This window comes from Flavobacterium sp., assembly GCF_040382755.1.
Taxonomy (GTDB): domain Bacteria; phylum Bacteroidota; class Bacteroidia; order Flavobacteriales; family Flavobacteriaceae; genus Flavobacterium.
In genome coordinates this window covers 1-16,361 of record NZ_JBEIET010000039.1, presented here as the reverse complement: position 1 = coordinate 16,361, position 16,361 = coordinate 1, and the positions used below count along the sequence as shown (strand labels likewise).

General features: G+C 31.5%; 17 protein-coding genes, 1 other RNA gene and 1 pseudogene. 9 read left to right on the top strand and 10 right to left on the bottom strand.

Annotated elements, in window-relative coordinates; genetic code table 11:
• From ABWO04_RS05565 to ABWO04_RS05550, 4 genes and pseudogenes are all read left to right on the top strand, one after another.
• Positions 1-763 (top strand): annotated as a pseudogene (locus tag ABWO04_RS05565) (aminopeptidase); the annotation flags it as partial.
• 202 nt (positions 764-965) lie between these two features.
• Positions 966-3,368, top strand: a complete 2,403-nt coding sequence (locus tag ABWO04_RS05560; RefSeq protein ID WP_353078085.1) for an alpha-ketoacid dehydrogenase subunit alpha/beta — start codon at positions 966-968, stop codon at positions 3,366-3,368.
• Between the two features lie 104 nt (positions 3,369-3,472).
• Positions 3,473-4,312 (top strand): 50S ribosomal protein L11 methyltransferase, encoded by an 840-nt coding sequence (gene prmA, locus ABWO04_RS05555; protein ID WP_353078083.1) that lies wholly within the window; start codon positions 3,473-3,475, stop codon positions 4,310-4,312.
• Positions 4,313-4,442: 130 nt separating this feature from the next.
• Positions 4,443-4,718: an ATP-dependent Clp protease adaptor ClpS gene (locus tag ABWO04_RS05550; RefSeq protein WP_353078081.1), complete on the top strand. Its 276-nt coding sequence runs from the start codon at positions 4,443-4,445 to the stop codon at positions 4,716-4,718.
• Positions 4,719-4,748: 30 nt separating this feature from the next.
• Here the strand turns inward: ABWO04_RS05550 and ABWO04_RS05545 are convergent, their stop codons facing one another.
• The 3 genes from ABWO04_RS05545 to ABWO04_RS05535 form a co-directional block, all read right to left on the bottom strand.
• A complete protein-coding gene (locus tag ABWO04_RS05545) occupies positions 4,749-5,018 on the bottom strand; it encodes a heavy-metal-associated domain-containing protein (RefSeq protein WP_353078079.1) in 270 nt (89 codons plus the stop codon).
• A 74-nt stretch (positions 5,019-5,092) separates the two neighbouring features.
• Positions 5,093-5,506, bottom strand: coding sequence for a DUF6691 family protein (locus tag ABWO04_RS05540; protein WP_291242914.1), 414 nt, complete (start codon positions 5,504-5,506; stop codon positions 5,093-5,095).
• On the bottom strand, positions 5,506-6,072 hold the full coding sequence (locus ABWO04_RS05535) for a YeeE/YedE family protein (RefSeq protein ID WP_353078076.1): 567 nt from the start codon (positions 6,070-6,072) through the stop codon (positions 5,506-5,508). The genes ABWO04_RS05540 and ABWO04_RS05535 overlap by 1 nt, the downstream gene beginning before the upstream one ends.
• A 141-nt stretch (positions 6,073-6,213) precedes the next feature.
• Here ABWO04_RS05535 and ABWO04_RS05530 point away from each other — a divergent pair, with 141 nt between their 5' ends.
• From ABWO04_RS05530 to ABWO04_RS05515, 4 genes are read left to right on the top strand one after another with little or no spacing between them, the layout of a single operon-like run.
• Positions 6,214-6,693: a DUF4199 domain-containing protein gene (locus tag ABWO04_RS05530; protein ID WP_353078075.1), complete on the top strand. Its 480-nt coding sequence runs from the start codon at positions 6,214-6,216 to the stop codon at positions 6,691-6,693.
• A 2-nt stretch (positions 6,694-6,695) separates the two neighbouring features.
• The gene (locus ABWO04_RS05525) at positions 6,696-7,163 is read left to right on the top strand and encodes a 2-dehydro-3-deoxyphosphooctonate aldolase (RefSeq protein WP_353078073.1); all 468 of its coding nucleotides are present in this window, start codon (positions 6,696-6,698) and stop codon (positions 7,161-7,163) included.
• A gap of 42 nt (positions 7,164-7,205) precedes the next feature.
• Positions 7,206-8,024, top strand: coding sequence for a 3-deoxy-8-phosphooctulonate synthase (gene kdsA, locus ABWO04_RS05520; protein WP_353078071.1), 819 nt, complete (start codon positions 7,206-7,208; stop codon positions 8,022-8,024).
• 21 nt (positions 8,025-8,045) lie between these two features.
• Positions 8,046-8,897, top strand: a complete 852-nt coding sequence (locus tag ABWO04_RS05515) for a hypothetical protein (protein ID WP_353078070.1) — start codon at positions 8,046-8,048, stop codon at positions 8,895-8,897.
• Between the two features lie 53 nt (positions 8,898-8,950).
• Here the strand turns inward: ABWO04_RS05515 and ABWO04_RS05510 are convergent, their stop codons facing one another.
• The 3 genes from ABWO04_RS05510 to ABWO04_RS05500 form a co-directional block, all read right to left on the bottom strand.
• Positions 8,951-9,274, bottom strand: a complete 324-nt coding sequence (locus ABWO04_RS05510) for a hypothetical protein (protein WP_353078068.1) — start codon at positions 9,272-9,274, stop codon at positions 8,951-8,953.
• 34 nt (positions 9,275-9,308) lie between these two features.
• Entirely contained in the window at positions 9,309-10,982 is a 1,674-nt protein-coding gene (locus tag ABWO04_RS05505; protein ID WP_353078066.1) for an MFS transporter, read from the bottom strand.
• Positions 10,983-11,120: 138 nt separating this feature from the next.
• Entirely contained in the window at positions 11,121-12,323 is a 1,203-nt protein-coding gene (locus tag ABWO04_RS05500; RefSeq protein ID WP_353078065.1) for an NAD(P)-dependent oxidoreductase, read from the bottom strand.
• Between the two features lie 170 nt (positions 12,324-12,493).
• Between ABWO04_RS05500 and ssrA the strand changes: the two genes are divergently transcribed.
• Positions 12,494-12,895, top strand: a transfer-messenger RNA (tmRNA) gene (gene ssrA, locus ABWO04_RS05495).
• Positions 12,896-12,936: 41 nt separating this feature from the next.
• Here ssrA and ABWO04_RS05490 read toward each other — a convergent pair.
• The 4 genes from ABWO04_RS05490 to ABWO04_RS05475 all read right to left on the bottom strand — a co-directional run.
• A complete protein-coding gene (locus ABWO04_RS05490) occupies positions 12,937-14,109 on the bottom strand; it encodes a hypothetical protein (protein WP_353078063.1) in 1,173 nt (390 codons plus the stop codon).
• Positions 14,110-14,149: 40 nt separating this feature from the next.
• A complete protein-coding gene (locus ABWO04_RS05485) occupies positions 14,150-14,347 on the bottom strand; it encodes a hypothetical protein (RefSeq protein ID WP_353078061.1) in 198 nt (65 codons plus the stop codon).
• A 205-nt stretch (positions 14,348-14,552) separates the two neighbouring features.
• Positions 14,553-15,482, bottom strand: a complete 930-nt coding sequence (locus ABWO04_RS05480; protein WP_353078059.1) for a glycine-rich domain-containing protein — start codon at positions 15,480-15,482, stop codon at positions 14,553-14,555.
• Between the two features lie 16 nt (positions 15,483-15,498).
• Positions 15,499-16,361, bottom strand: an 863-nt coding sequence (locus tag ABWO04_RS05475; protein ID WP_502903968.1) for a phage tail-like protein, incomplete at its 5' end; no start/stop codon positions are given.

The window sequence follows — 16,361 nt, the reverse complement described above, 5'->3', positions numbered from 1 at the left end:
TAAAATTACACCAAGTGTAAATTTCAGATTTAGACATCCAAATTTTAGAAAAAACCAAGGTGAAGGCTTATTAATACGACAGGTATACGTAAACAGAGAAAAATCGAATTTTGTTTCTACAAAAAATTCAGAAAATTATTCCGTGTTTAATGTACGATATGGCTATGCAAATAGCGAATTAATAGAACAATTTTCTTACGGAACCGATTTTCAACTTTCAAATCGTTTTGGAAAAATATCTGGGCAAATACAATATCGTAAACTTTTTGAAAATAACAGATTTATCAATTTAAGGGCTTTTGCTGGAGTTTTTACACATAATGATACCCAAAACAACTTCTTTAGCTTTGGAATTGATAGGCCTTCCGACTATTTATTTGATTACGCTTTAATTGGACGTAGTGAAAGCACAGGTTTATTTAGTCGTCAGTTTGTAAATGCAGAAGGTGCCTTCAAATCTAAATTTGCGACCCGTTTTGCCAATCAATATATTTTAGCTTTAAATGCAAGTTGGACAATTTGGGACTGGATAGAAGTTTACGGTGATATCGGAACATTTAAAAACCAAGGTTACACCTCGCAATACATATACGATAGTGGGATTCGCTTAAATTTAGTACAAGATTATTTCGAATTATATTTACCCGTTTATTCTTCAAATGGCTTTGAATTAAACGACAAAAATTACGGCGAACGCATCCGATTTATTATCACGTTAAGTCCAAAAACATTAACCTCTTTATTTACAAGAAGATGGTTTTAAAATTAGCAAAATTTCATATAAATTTCAGTTTCTAAATTTGTAATTTTTATGCATTATTCGTAAATAATAGTTACTATTTCGAAATAACACTACGTTTTTTACAACCAAACATCAATATTTTTATTCATTATTCATAAAAATAACCTTCACATAGTACCATTTCGTTTTTTTGTTTAAATTTGTAACATAGCAAAGTAATATTATGAGCAAAACTAAGACGGCAGAAACATTATCTTTCGAAGATTTCAAAAAAGAAGTTTTACACGATTATAAAATCGCATCCGTTAGTCGCGAGTGTAGTCTTTTAGGACGAAAAGAAGTCCTTACTGGAAAAGCAAAATTTGGTATTTTTGGCGATGGTAAAGAAGTACCTCAATTGGCCTTAGCGAAAGCCTTTCAAAATGGTGATTTTCGTTCAGGATATTACCGTGACCAAACGTTTATGATGGCTATTGGCGAATTATCAATCGTTCAGTTTTTCGCAGGATTATATGGTCACGCCGATATTAATTTTGATCCAATGAGTGCGGGTCGACAAATGGGTGGGCATTTTGCCACACATTCGTTAGACGAAAACGGAAATTGGAAAAATTTAACCCAACAAAAAAATTCAAGTGCCGACATCTCTCCTACTGCTGGGCAAATGCCACGTTTATTAGGCTTAGCACAAGCCTCAAAAATATATAGAAATGTAACAGAAATTCCTGCTGAAAATAATTTTTCAGTACAAGGAAATGAAGTCGCTTGGGGAACAATTGGAAACGCCTCTACATCAGAAGGGTTGTTTTTTGAAACCATAACCGCTGCTGGTGTGTTACAAGTTCCAATGGTAATGAGTGTTTGGGATGACGAATACGGAATTTCAGTTCACGCCAAATATCAAACTACAAAAGAAAACATATCCGAAATATTAAAAGGATTACAACGCGATGACGCAAACAACGGGTACGAAATTTTCCGTGTGAAAGGTTGGGATTATCCCGCGTTAGTTGACACGTATCAAAAAGCTTCTAAAATTGCCCGAACAGAACATGTACCAGTTTTAATTCACGTAAACGAATTAACACAACCACAAGGTCATTCTACTTCAGGTTCACACGAGCGATACAAAAATGCAGATCGTTTGGCGTGGGAAGCAGAATTTGACTGTAATGCACAAATGAAAAAATGGATGATAGCTAACAATTTGGCAACATCCGAAGAATTAGAAGAAATCGAATCAGCATCTAAAAAAGAAGTTTTAGAAGGTAAAAAAACAGCTTGGGCAAATTACTTATCTGCTATCAAAGAAGACCAAGCGGCAACTGTTGCTATTCTAAATCAAGTCGCACAAAACTCTGAAAATAAAGTTTTTATTGAAAAATACGCGAATGATATCGCTGCGATAAAAGAACCAATTAGAAAAGATTTGTTGGTAGTTGCCAGAAAAGTACTACGTATGCTTTCCGGTTCTGATAGAGCGACTTTAGCAACTTATATTTCAAATTTTATTGCGCGTATTCAACCAAAATACAGTTCGCATTTACATTCAGAATCCAATCAAAATAATGCTTCAACTACTGAAGTAAAACCAATTTACGATGAAACTGCCGAAGAAGTAGATGCTCGTTTGGTGTTAAGAGATAACTTCGATAAAATTTTCGCAACCTATCCAGAAACATTAGTCTTTGGTGAAGATGCTGGAAATATTGGGGATGTAAACCAAGGTTTAGAAGGCATGCAAGAAAAATACGGCGAAATGCGGGTTTCAGATGCTGGAATTCGTGAAGCCACCATTTTAGGTCAAGGTATCGGAATGGCGATGCGCGGTTTACGACCAATTGCAGAAATTCAGTATTTAGATTATTTGTTATACGCCATTCAGATTATGAGTGACGATTTGGCCACGCTTCAATACAGAACGCATGGTCGTCAGAAAGCACCTTTAATTATTAGAACACGTGGACACCGATTAGAAGGTATTTGGCATTCCGGTTCGCCAATGGGAATGATTATTAATTCTATTCGTGGAATTCACGTTTTGGTACCAAGAAATATGACCAAAGCTGCAGGATTTTATAATACCTTATTAAAAACAGACGAACCTGCTTTAGTAATTGAATGTTTAAATGGCTACCGTTTAAAAGAAAAAATGCCAATCAACTTAGGTGAATTTCAAACGCCAATTGGTATGGTAGAAACCATTAAAGAAGGAAAGGATATTACGTTAGTTTCATACGGTTCCACATTACGAATTGTAGAACAAGCCGCAAAAGAATTATTAGAAAACGGAATTGATGCTGAAATTATTGATGTTCAGAGTTTATTACCTTTTGACATTGCTCACGATATAGTAAAATCAGTAGCGAAAACCAATCGTTTATTAGTGATTGACGAAGACGTTCCTGGTGGAGCAAGTGCTTTTATTTTACAAGAAATTATTGAAAATCAAAACGCGTACCAATATTTAGATAGCGCACCACAAACCTTAACTGCTAAGGCACACCGCCCAAGTTACGGAACCGATGGTGATTATTTTTCTAAACCAAGTGCCGAAGATGTTTTTGAAAAAGTGTACGAAATGATGCATGAAGCAAATCCGAACAAGTTTCCAAAGTTGTATTAATTTAAATAAAAAATAATCAAGCTTCTATTTCCTTACATTCCTTATATGGTCAAACAATAAAACATATAAGGAACGAATAAAATATAAGTTTTAAATAAATCCAAATGGCTAACACCTACATCGCATACCATTTTACAATTGAACCGACAGAACTGGGTTCGCAAATTTTAATTGCTCAATTAGAAGAAACCACTTTTGAAAGCTTTGAAGAATCCGAAGAAGGTGTTTCGGCTTACGTTCAAAAAGACGTTTGGTCTGAAAATATTTTAAGCGAAATTGTAATTCTTACGAATGAAAATTTCAAAATTTCATATACTACAAAGGAAATTGAGCCCGTAAATTGGAACGAAGAATGGGAGAAAAACTTCTCTCCTATTGATGTGGACGGAATTTGTCACGTTCGTGCACCTTTTCATCCAGCTACTAATGCCAAATATGAAATCGTAATTGAGCCAAAAATGAGTTTTGGAACAGGTCATCACGAAACGACACATATGATGATTCAGCATTTGTTAGAGTTAGACGTTACCAACAAAAAAACAATTGATATGGGTTGCGGAACAGCCATTTTAGCCATTTTAGCCGAAATGAAAGGCGCACATCCAATTGATGCAGTGGATATAGATAATTGGTGTTATTTAAACTCTATTGAAAACGCTGAACGTAATACTTGCAAACACATATCCGTATACGAAGGCGATGCATCTTGGTTAAATGACGGTCAGAAATACGATGTGTTTATTGCCAACATCAACAGAAACATATTATTAAACGATATGGCGACATATGTAAACTGTATGAATGATAATGCCGTTTTATTATTAAGCGGATTTTATACAGAAGATTTTGAAGCAATAAACGCATGTTGTGAAAAATTAGGACTAAGTTTTGAATCGAAAAAAGAAAGAAACAATTGGTTAGGTTTGAAATATAGTAAAAATTAATAATTTTGTGGAACCACATAGGTACATAGTTATATAAAACTTAGTTTCTATATGAACTATTTATAGCAAAGCTACTCAGTAGAAAATAATTCTATGTGGCTATGTGTTTTTAAAAATTAATAGAATAATTATGAGCACATTAACAGAAACATTAGACGAAGTATTAGTTGAAGAAGCCGTTGGAAATAACAACGAAATTGTTTTATATAACGATGATGTAAATACGTTTGATCACGTTATTGAATCTTTAGTGAAAATTTGTAATCATACTTGGGAACAAGCGGAACAATGTGCCATTTTAGTGCATTATAAAGGACAATGTACTGTAAAAACTGGCGAATTACCAAAATTAAAGCCACAATGTGCTTCCCTGCAAGATGCAGGTTTAAGTGCTGTAATCATATAAAAAAATCGACCAATTGGTCGATTTTTTGTTTTAAGATGTTATTTTTCCAAAAGCACAACTTACATAAGATTTGGCTTTTGATGTTAACGAATTCGCTTCACCATCTTCGGGATACCCTATTTCAGCTAATGTATTCTTTACTATCTCTAAAGTATGCGCTTCAGAATATTCAAAAGTAACGGAATTATCTTCTATTTCTATACTAACTTCAGAAACATCATCTAAAGCATTTAATTTTTTTGAAATCGTATTGGCACAACCTCCACATTTCAAATTTTGGATATGAACTATTGTTTTCATTTTAAGTATTTTATAAAGTAAATTTACAAAAAGTATAACGATAAAAATCTGATAAATATCACTTTAACATAAAATTAATGTGGCAATTTATTTTTCAAAATTCCATATATATAAGTACCTAATAGAGCACCTAACAATACGACGCAAATTGACAAAACACCATTTCCTATTAAAATAAAAATCGGACCTGGACAGCAACCAACTAATCCCCATCCCAATCCAAACATCGTACCACCAATAATATATCTTGAATAAGAAAAATCTTTGTCTTGAATTTTTATTTCAGCTCCTTTAAAACCTTGAATTTCTTTCTTTTTTATTAGATAAATTCCTGTTACACCTACAAAAATTGCGGTTCCAATAATTCCGTACATATGAAAACTTTGAAACATAAACATTTCATATATTCTGTACCAAGAAACCGCTTCTGCTTTGGTTAATACTATTCCAAAAACAATACCTACAATAAAAAATTTTACTAACTTCATTAGGAACCAAAAATTAAAGGAATTAAAAAATGTGCAGAAATTAATCCGCCCAGAAAAAAGCCAATTACTGCAATTAAAGAAGGGATTTGCAAATTACTTAACCCAGATATAGCGTGACCAGATGTACAACCACCTGCATAAGGGGTTCCAAACCCAATTAAAAAGCCGCCAAGTAATAAAATTGAAAAACCTTTAAAAGTAAACGCATTTTCAAAACTAAATATGGCGTCAGGACCTATTTTACCATTAGGAACATCAATATGTAATTGATGTAAATTTTCTAATGTTTTTGGATGTAACTGCAATGTTGTATTCGCATCCATTAAAAAATATGAAGCAATAAAACCGCCCACAATTGCTCCTAAAGCTATAGATAAGTTCCATTTTTGTTCTTTCCAATCAAAATTGAAATACTCAATTTTTTTCTTTGGAAATGACATACTACAAATGGTTCTTAGGTTGGAAGACATGCCAAACGTTTTACCAAAATAAGTTAAAACTAACATGATAAGTCCAATTAAAAAGCCAGAAATAGCCCAGTGCCAAGTACCTTGAATTACTTCCATAAATTGTTAAATTGTATTTAATGAATTACTATATTTGTTTCCGATTTTAAGCGCTACTATTTAAAGATAAAAAGTAGTATTTAAAATCTAAACAGCTGTTTGCTGTCGGAGTATTTTAAACCGTTTTCAAAGATACAAAAAATGAATAAATTTAAAATAGAATTTAAGTGGGCAATATACTACACTTTTTTAGGAATTATGTGGTTTCAACTAGAAAAATATTTAGGTTTTCATGATACAAACATTGCCAATCATCCTGAATTTACAAATTTAGTATTTATATTAATATTCGGAATTTACATTCTTTTTTTATTAGATAAGAAAAAAAACTTTTTCAATGGCATAATGTCTTGGCAACAAGGGTTCCTTTCAGGTGTAATTTTAGCTATTTTCGCTATGATTTTAACACCCTTTGCTTTATATTTTTCGTTAAAATATGTGAATCCTGATTTTTTTACAAACATGATTAACTATTCCGTTTCTAAAGGGATGAAACTTAAAAATGCACAAGCTATGTTTGACATAACCGCATATATGATTTTTGCAACTTTTGGAACGTTATCTTTTGGTATCATATTTGCAGCATTAGCAGCATTACTTGTAAAAACTAAAAATAAATAATTATGAGAAAGTTAATCAACCTTAGTTTAATTCTTATACTTTGCGTGGCATGTGTAAGTACAAAAAACACGATTCAAAATATAGATGACACAGCTGTGTTACCTAAAATTGTTGCAGGACAATTTGAATTAGTAGAAACGGCCACCGATTTGCAATACGGATACAGTGAATTTTATCCAGTAAATTTAGGTTTTTCAACGTATGAAAACAGCAACAACCAAAACGTGAATCGATTTTTTAATAGCTTTACGGGTACAAATGGAGAAAAAGTAACCTATCAACTTTTAGAAACGTGTTGCCCATTTCCAAGCAAACGCAATAAAATGGGAGCTGGAACTTTAGTGTTATATGAAATCTATTTAGACGGAAAAGCATCCAATAAAAAAATATACATCAATACTTTTGAAAAAGGCAAAATAATGTGTCCAAAAGGATTTATAATTAAAAAAAGTGAAACTTCTGGTAACTAAAACGCGAACCTTTGTTATCTTTGCATCTTAAAATTCAACAACATGAACTTAGACCATATTCCACAAATTAAACATACAAAAAGCGGTAATTTTTTCGTTTTAGCTGGACCTTGCGCCATTGAAGGTGAAGAAATGGCGTTACGAATAGCCGAAAAATTAGTTTCTATTACAGATAATTTACAAATTCCATTTGTTTTCAAAGGAAGTTTCAAAAAAGCAAACCGTTCAAGAATTGATAGTTTTTCTGGTATTGGTGATGAAAAAGCACTAAAAATATTGGAAAAAGTTTCAAAAGAATTTGGTGTACCTACGGTTACAGATATCCATACCAACGAAGATGCTGCAATGGCGGCTGCGTATGTTGATGTCTTGCAAATTCCTGCATTTTTAGTTCGTCAAACGGATTTAGTTGTAGCTGCTGCTAAAACAGGTAAAACAGTTAATTTGAAAAAAGGACAATTTATGAGTCCGGAAAGTATGAAACACGCAGCTCAAAAAGTTATGGATTGTCGGAATGATAATTTTATGATTACCGATAGAGGTACCATGTTTGGTTACCAAGATATGATTGTAGATTTCAGAGGTATTCCAACTATGAAAGAATTTGGAACTACTGTTTTAGACGTAACACATTCTTTACAACAACCAAATCAAACCAGTGGGGTAACTGGTGGAAGACCCGATATGATAGAAACCATAGCCAAAGCAGGAATTGTAACAGGTGTAGATGGAATTTTCATTGAAACCCATTTTGATCCAGCAAATGCTAAAAGTGATGGCGCCAACATGTTGCATTTAGACTATTTTGAAGGTTTAATGACTAAGTTAGTTGCCATCAGACAAACTATAAACAAATTTTAATACACCATACAAAATCCCCAAATGAAAAAAATTTTAACGCTTGTTGTTGCTTTACTTACGATAACAAGTTTTGCACAAACTGAAAACCAAGTAGATTTACCTATTCAAAAAGAAAAATATACCGCACATAATAAAGGGAAATTTTTCTTTTATTGGGGAGGCAACAGAGCCTACTACTCCACTTCAGATATTCGATTTACAGGTGCTGATTACGATTTTACATTAAATGACGTAACAGCTCAAGACAAACCGAAAGGATATCATGTAGATTATGTAAATCCTTCTAGAATGACAATTCCGCAAACCAATTTTAGAATGGGTTATTTTTTTAATGACCATTATAATATTTCTGTAGGAGTGGATCATATGAAATACGTAATGCAACAAGATAAAGTGGTAAGCTATACCGGGAATTATCCAAACGAAGGCACTTTTGGTGAAAGTTTACCAGGAAACCAAGTGTTACTTACCGAAAAGTTTTTGACATTTGAACATACCGATGGGTTAAATTATATTAATTCTGAAATTACACGTGTAGATGATATTTCAAAATGGTTTAACTTGCCAAATACAGATAAATTTCAAATTAATTTATCAGAAGGTTTAGGTACTGGCGTTTTATTACCTAAAACCAATACAAAATTATTTACCAAAGAAAGACACGATGAATTTCATTTATCTGGCTTTGGAGTTTCAGCAAAAGCAGGGTTAACTTTTACGTTTTACAAGCATTTTTTCATTCAAACCGAATTGAAAACAGGTTATATTAATATGAACGATATTCGTACCACATTTGATAGTGCAGATAAAGCGCAACAAAATTTTTGGTTTTTTCAAAATATGATTGCCTTTGGTGGTATATTTAAAATCTAGATAACAAAATACTAACAAAAAAGTCCGTCAGAAGTAACTCTGACGGACTTTTTTTATTTAACATAATCAATAATCAAAATGACTAAAACAATAACAATTACAAATAAAACGTATACTTTATTTATTTTAGAATTATCTCTATAATCAATAATTCTTGTTATTTCATCATTTGTAATAATTTTATTTTCAATTAAAATTTTATCAATTTCAATTTTATCTTTTTCAAGCAAATGATATCTAAAAGAATTATCTGTCTGAATTTGAGATTCATCATAATGAAATGAAATATTATTATCGATTAATTCTGATTCAAATCGTATTTTATCCTTCAATAAAATATAAATATGATAAAAATTATCTTTATTTATTTCACTCATAAAAATTGTAAGAAATTAAATATTGGTAACTTAATTAATGACTTCCTTCTACTTCAATCGAATCAACATCAATATTTTGTTTTTTCAGAATTCCTTTTACCAAAATGGCAAATAAAGTTAAGTAAGCAAAACAAACAACACAAACCAAATACGAAATTTCGATACTAAACATATCTGCTAATTTTCCTTGTAAAGGAGGAATAAATGCACCTCCTAAAATCATCATAATTAAAAATGCAGAACCTTGTGAAGTATATTTACCTAATCCTTGCGTTGCCAAAGAAAAAATACAAGGCCACATAACTGAACAAAATAATCCTCCGCTAACTAAAGCAAAAACGCCAATAGAACCAGAAGAAAAAACACCAAAAATCATAGCAATCATTCCCATTAATCCAAAAATTTGAAGTGTTTTGGCGGGTTTTTCTTGACCTAATTTAAAACCAAATATTTGAATTATTATTACTAATGCATAAGGTAAAATTGGAATTATTGTTGAGAATTTCATTCCTTCATCTCCCATATTTCCAATCATATTTGAAATTAATATTACTAAAAATGCAATATATGGAACTACGATAAATGCAATTTGTTTTTTCAATGATTTCAGATTAAATACTGAAATAGCACCTGTCCATCTTCCAATCATTAAACTACCCCAATATAATGAAATTAACATAGGTGTTATATTTTCCCAATATTTATCTGAATTACCAGATTTTGAATCCAAAACTTTTAAATATTCTCCCAAATTACTTTGTATTGCAACTTCTACTCCAACATATGCAAAAATTCCTAACATTCCTAATACTAATTGAGGATATTTTAATGCTCCCCAACCATCTGGATTAGATTTCGAAGACTGCATTGCAAAAGTTAAACCGAACACCAACGCTAAAATTCCAATAATAATTAGATATAAACTCAAATTACTATTATGATCTACCTCACTTTTAGTATATTGAATAAATATGATAGATAAAACAGCAACTAAAACTATTGTTATTATACTCAATAAAAGTGTAGCTTTAGATTCGTTTTCAATGGTAGCATCATTTTTTCCATCAGGTAATTTCTTTGAAAGTTTAAATAGCAAAGCTGCTATTAAAAATGCCACACCAATGATTACATATAACCACTGAACTATTCCTAAGCTCAATCCAGGAATAAGACTTTCATCTAATTTAGTTGTTCCTAAAAGGGCTAATGCAAATACTATAGGTCCTATTGTGGTACCAAATGAATTAATTCCTCCAGCTAAATTTAACCTATGCGCGCCAGTAGACTCATCACCCAATGAAATCGCAAAAGGTTGTGCAGCAGTTTGTTGTAATGAAAAACCTAATGCTATAATAAATAAAGCACCTAATATAAAAGCAAAATCATTAGACCCTAATGCTGGAAACATAACAAATGCACCTATCACTGAAAGTATTAATCCATAAACAATTCCGTTTTTTAAACCCCAAGAATTTAAAAAATCTTTTTTACCTATAACTGAAAACAAGAATAATAAAAAAGCACCTATATAGTATGCAAAATAGAATGCCGAATCAATTAATTGACTTTGAAATTGTGATAAATTAAATTTTGCTTTACAAAATGGAATAAAAACACCATTTGAAGCTCCGATAAATCCCCAAAAAAAGAATACACCAATTAGGGTATATAAAGCAGGGTAATTGGTTTGTTTATTTGCTGTGTTCATAGTAGCGATTATTATATTAATAATTGTTTTATTAGTTGTTTGCTAAATAACAAAATATTATTTCATTAATTTAAAAAAACAAAAAAAATTAACGAAAACGAAATAGTTGAATTTTATAAGTTAATTTATAATTAATGATCATTTATCCTCTAAATAATCTTGCAAATAGGTAAATCGTGGAGTAAGTTTTCCGTTTTCAGTAATTTTTGCTCTGCTCAAAACGCCTGAAGTATCTTCATTAAAAAAAGCAGGAATAACATGTTCTAAGAACATTTCACCAAAACCTTCACTGGCGTCTTTTGGTAATTCACAAGGTAAATTATCTACTGCCATTACCACAATTGCACTTGGATGAAACATATCCACTTCTTTATGTTCACTAGCTAAATAACCATAAGATGGATTTGCAATAGTACTAGCACGTAACGTACAAGCAATAGGCCCAGCGATATCACATGAAATATCGGCAACTACTTTAATTTTACAGTTTGGAGCAGCTAACATGTCTTGTGTTAATATTTCTGGTGCACCATTTCCATAAAAATGTCCTGCCATAAAAATATCAGAAACTGTAGTAAAACGTTCAAAATTAGATGTGAAATGTTCTGGATTAGAATAAAATTCTGCTTTATTAAATTCAATACCAGATTGATGACAATTATAATCTTGAACATCAAGCATAGTATACACAGGATAGGTGTACGTTTTTGATAGATAATCTGAAACAGAAACTTCTTTAATTTTCATACCATCTAACATTTCTTTAGCACCAAATGCCACTTTTCCTTTTCCTGTTAAAGCAATCTTAATGGGTGGTAAAAAAGGTTTCTTAAGTTGCGAAATCAAAGCGGCCTGATTGGCTAATGTTTCTGCTTTTGGTAATGAAAAAAGTTCGAACTTCAATCCGAAAGCTCTAATTCCGTTATACGCACCTACAATCCCAGCGTATCTTCCAAAACCAATTAATCGCGTATTATTTGCATCAACTATGGTTTCGTGGTCGTACAAATCGATGTTTTTATCTATACATGCTTGCAATAATTTTCTATTATAAGCTTGTTTTTTAATCGTATGAGAAAAGAAAAAGTATTTTTTATTTGGGATTAAGGCTTCTACAGGAACTTCCTTTACACCAAGTAACACATCACAATCGTCCATATTATCCGAAACTTCAAAACCTTTTTCAATATATTCAGCATCTGTAAAGACACGAATATCCGAAGATTCTACTTTAAAATCAGCATTTGGAAATTGTTTTTTTACAAGTAAAAGTTCTGAAGGTGAGAACACTACTCTTCTATCTGGAGGATTTTTCCTTTCTTTAATAATTCCGAATTTCATTTTTAGGGCTTTTGGTAAATTTTTATAATACAAATTACTTGTATTACTTTACAAATATAACATTTTTGATTTTGAGTTTAAAACTTTTCTGCTTGAATAATTTATTGTAATTTTGGCATCCATTTGATTTGAAGGTTTTATATACATGACTAGATATATCAAATAAATATGGGGTCGACTGGTTTTGACAGCAAGTGGCACTAATTAGTAAGCATGTCGAGCATTGTATTTTTGGCTCGTAAATATCAATCATACACACTTTTTAAACGGCGAAAATACTTACGCTTTAGCTGCATAATCCGAATTATAGTACGATAATGCCATGTCCCAACAAGGTTGGGAAGCTGGATTTCTCTCAAAAGCCTTGGTTTGTGGCGGTTGGTTTAGAGGAATGGTAAAAATAAACCTAGGAATGGTAAAACTTTAAATCCACTCTGACATTCATAAAGTTAAGCGAATAGTGGCTGTTTTTGGCCAAGCTATTTTGTCGAAAATTTAAACAAAAACTAAACATGTAGAACGCTTTTTGATGGCTTGTTTGGACGAGAGTTCGATTCTCTCCGACTCCACAAAAATAAAAAGACCTCTTATTTTCATAAGAGGTCTTTTTATTTTAAAAATTTTCTAAAAAGAAGTAAAATTTTGTTTTGTTAATAAGACGATTCAGTTCTGTATCTTTTAATTGATATTTTTTACTTGACTTTGTTTTTATCATTTTCAACTCAATTATTAATCTTTGAATTTGGAAATAATCATGCATTATAAAAATTATATCTTTTGAATGTATTCTATTCAATATTCTTTTAGATTCTGACACTTTACCCAATTGAAACAAATTTATAGCTTTAATCAAGTCCAATGCCTCAATATAACCTTCATCCAATGAAAAATCAGGTAATCTTTTATAATCCAATTCACAAATTTCAAGCACTTCACTGGCTTCTTGTGGCCTTTCAATTAGATTTAAAACATCAGCAAGTATAAATTGAAAATATGGGAAGTTTATATATTCTCTTTTCCATTTACTTATATTTGAAGCCTCTTTAATACTTAAATTTATCCATTTTTCAAGTTCAAATTCGTTTTGGTTTAAATAATGCTCTAATATATTGGAAGCAAATTTTCTAGCTAAAGGAAAGGGATGATATATTTGTTCTTCAGGAATGGCATTAATTAATTTAAGAACATCTGACCTTTTTGAATTATTTGACATAGCATAACCAAAATAAAGTAAGCTCATGCCAAATAATTGTGATTCATAATTATTTTTTTCTTTAAGATATTTGGACAAGTGAATCGAGTATCCTGATGATAAGCCATCTATAAAGGGAAATCTTTCATAAAAAAATATTTGAGCAGATTTATTTTTTGCCAAAAAAGTAGAAGTACTATTCAACAAATCGTTATCCCTAAGTAGTAATTTTGCAATATTTTTACTAGCGTTGTGATAATTTTCGTCTAAACTAGGGTTTTTAGGATTTATTGAATAAAATAATTTTATGTATTTTATGTCTTTTGAATCTACTATTTTAGTATTATCATTATATAGTTTAATGAAATCTTTATAGTTTTCATAACCACAATAAACAGCAAGATAATTTAATGAAGTATTGGATATTTTTACCCCATCATTAATAAAGCCAAATAATCTTCTTAATGTTTGTGCGCTAATTTTTATTGACGTTATTTCAAAAATATCTACAGATAATTGCTCACAATCTTTAGAAAATAAAATTTCATTACCATAACGAAGCTGGATTTGGTGTATTAAAGATTGGTATTGCATTGATTTTACATATTAATTAGTATTCAAAATAACTAAATAATTATTGAACAACATTAAATTCAATAATAGAAAAGTAACAACTATTTTGGTAAGAATTGTTATATAATCTAAAAGTTGTTCCAGAGGATAACCATAATGGACCCTCTTTAAAAGCAGAATATGCTTGATTTACGTAAAAATTATTTTTAATTCCATTAATTTCAAAACCATTCCCATTTTGTTCGTTGTTACATCCCATAGATTCTATTTTCCAAACCTTGCCATTTGGAACAGTTTTTAGAGAGGAAAATTGTGTTCCGGCTCCAGTATCTCCTTGAGCTATATTAAATGATTCAGTGATAACTCTATTAAATTGTAAGTTTCCTTGAGCGAAAATACTATTTATCCCTAATAATAAAATTGCTGTTAAAATTATTTTTTTTTTTCATTTATTAAGTTATTTATTAAAAGTAAATTTTTACTTGACCATTTGCTCCCGTACCTCCGCTAATAGATGACCAACTTGAATTTGTTGGTTGAGCTCCTCCTCCTCCTCCTCCTGGAAAAATACCATTTATTGTATTATTCCCTGATGGGCAATTCCATGCTGCTCCACCTAAACCTCCATTTCCTGCATTTCCTCCTTTAGGACAATTATTACTATTATTGTAACTCATTCCATTTTGACCATTAATATTATATCCAGCTGTTGAAGTTCCTCCTATTCCTCCAGAGCCTGTTGAATTATTTGTAATTTGAGTTTGACCATTTCCACCACCTGTGGCGCTTATTAAATTTCCAACACTACTTGTTTGCGCAGAACCACCTACTATTACATCAAAAGATGTTCCAGGCACTACTTCAAAACACTGGTAACCATATCCTCCACCTCCACCAGCTCCGGTACCATAAAATTGCGAAGCATTACTTCCACTTCCACCTCCACCCCATACTTCAATACAAATAGTTGTTACACCAGGGGGCACTTTCCATGAATAGGTTCCAGGAGTAGAAAAAACACCTGGTGAATTAAAAATAGAAGGTGTTTGAGAATTAGAAAAATTATTAATTGTATTGTAATTACTATTATTCCCTATACCTATTGCTTCTATTTTCCAAACCTTTCCATTAGGAACTGTTCCAGAACTGACAATGTTTAAAATCTGATTTAATTGTAATTCAGAATTAGATAAATTAAACTCAACAATAGAAATAGACACTGCATCTTGACCAAGTTGAACTAACTTCCCTGCAGGCACCCAATAAGGTAATGAAATATCAGAAGAAAACTTTATGGGTTTAGAATCTATATATAAAGTAGGATTTAATTGCGAATAGCAAAACTTCACAACTAACAAAAATATAAATAATACAATTTTAAATTGCTTTTTCATGATATGTAATTTATAATTAAAACCCTTTAATAGTATATAACAATGTTTTATCAGAACTTCCTGAAGAAGATGAATTGATTCCAAACTGTTGCCAATTTGATCCATCGTAAAAATAAAAGCCAATAGGTGTTGTATTTTGAAATACCAAAAGACCAGTTGCTGGAGAAGAAATAGCTAATCTTTGTGTTTCTGTTAAACTAGGTAATAAAATTCCTTTACTTTCAGACTGAATATTTAATATCGCTGAAGCTTGAACTGTTGAAGTTCCTATACCAATACTACCATTTGAATTGATTAATGTTGAAGACGCCTCCCAACTTGAACCATTATGTCTTAAAGTTTGACCAGAAATTCCAGAAACCAATGGCCCCGCTGGACCTTGAGAACCCTGAAGCGAACTTAAAAACTGTGATTCAGTACCGGTATTTCCCGCATTCAACCATATTTGATATGCAGATAGTCCATCAGTGCCGTTTAAACCATTTGTTCCATTTGTTCCATTACTGCCCGGAAGTCCTTGTAATCCTTGAGAACCCTGAAGCGAACTTAAAAACTGTGATTCGGTACCGGTATTTCCCGCATTCAACCATATTTGATATGCTGATAATCCATTTGTTCCATTAGTTCCGTTTAAACCATTTGTCCCATTTGTTCCATTACTACCCGGAAGTCCTTGTATTCCTTGAGAGCCCTGAAGCGAACTTAAAAACTGTGATTCGGTACCTGTATTTCCCGCATTCAACCATATTTGATATGCTGATAATCCATTTGTTCCGTTTAAACCATTTGTCCCATTTGCGCCATTACTACCCGGAAGTCCTTGTATTCCTTGAGAGCCCTGAAGCGAACTTAAAAACTGTGATTCGGTACCTGTATTTC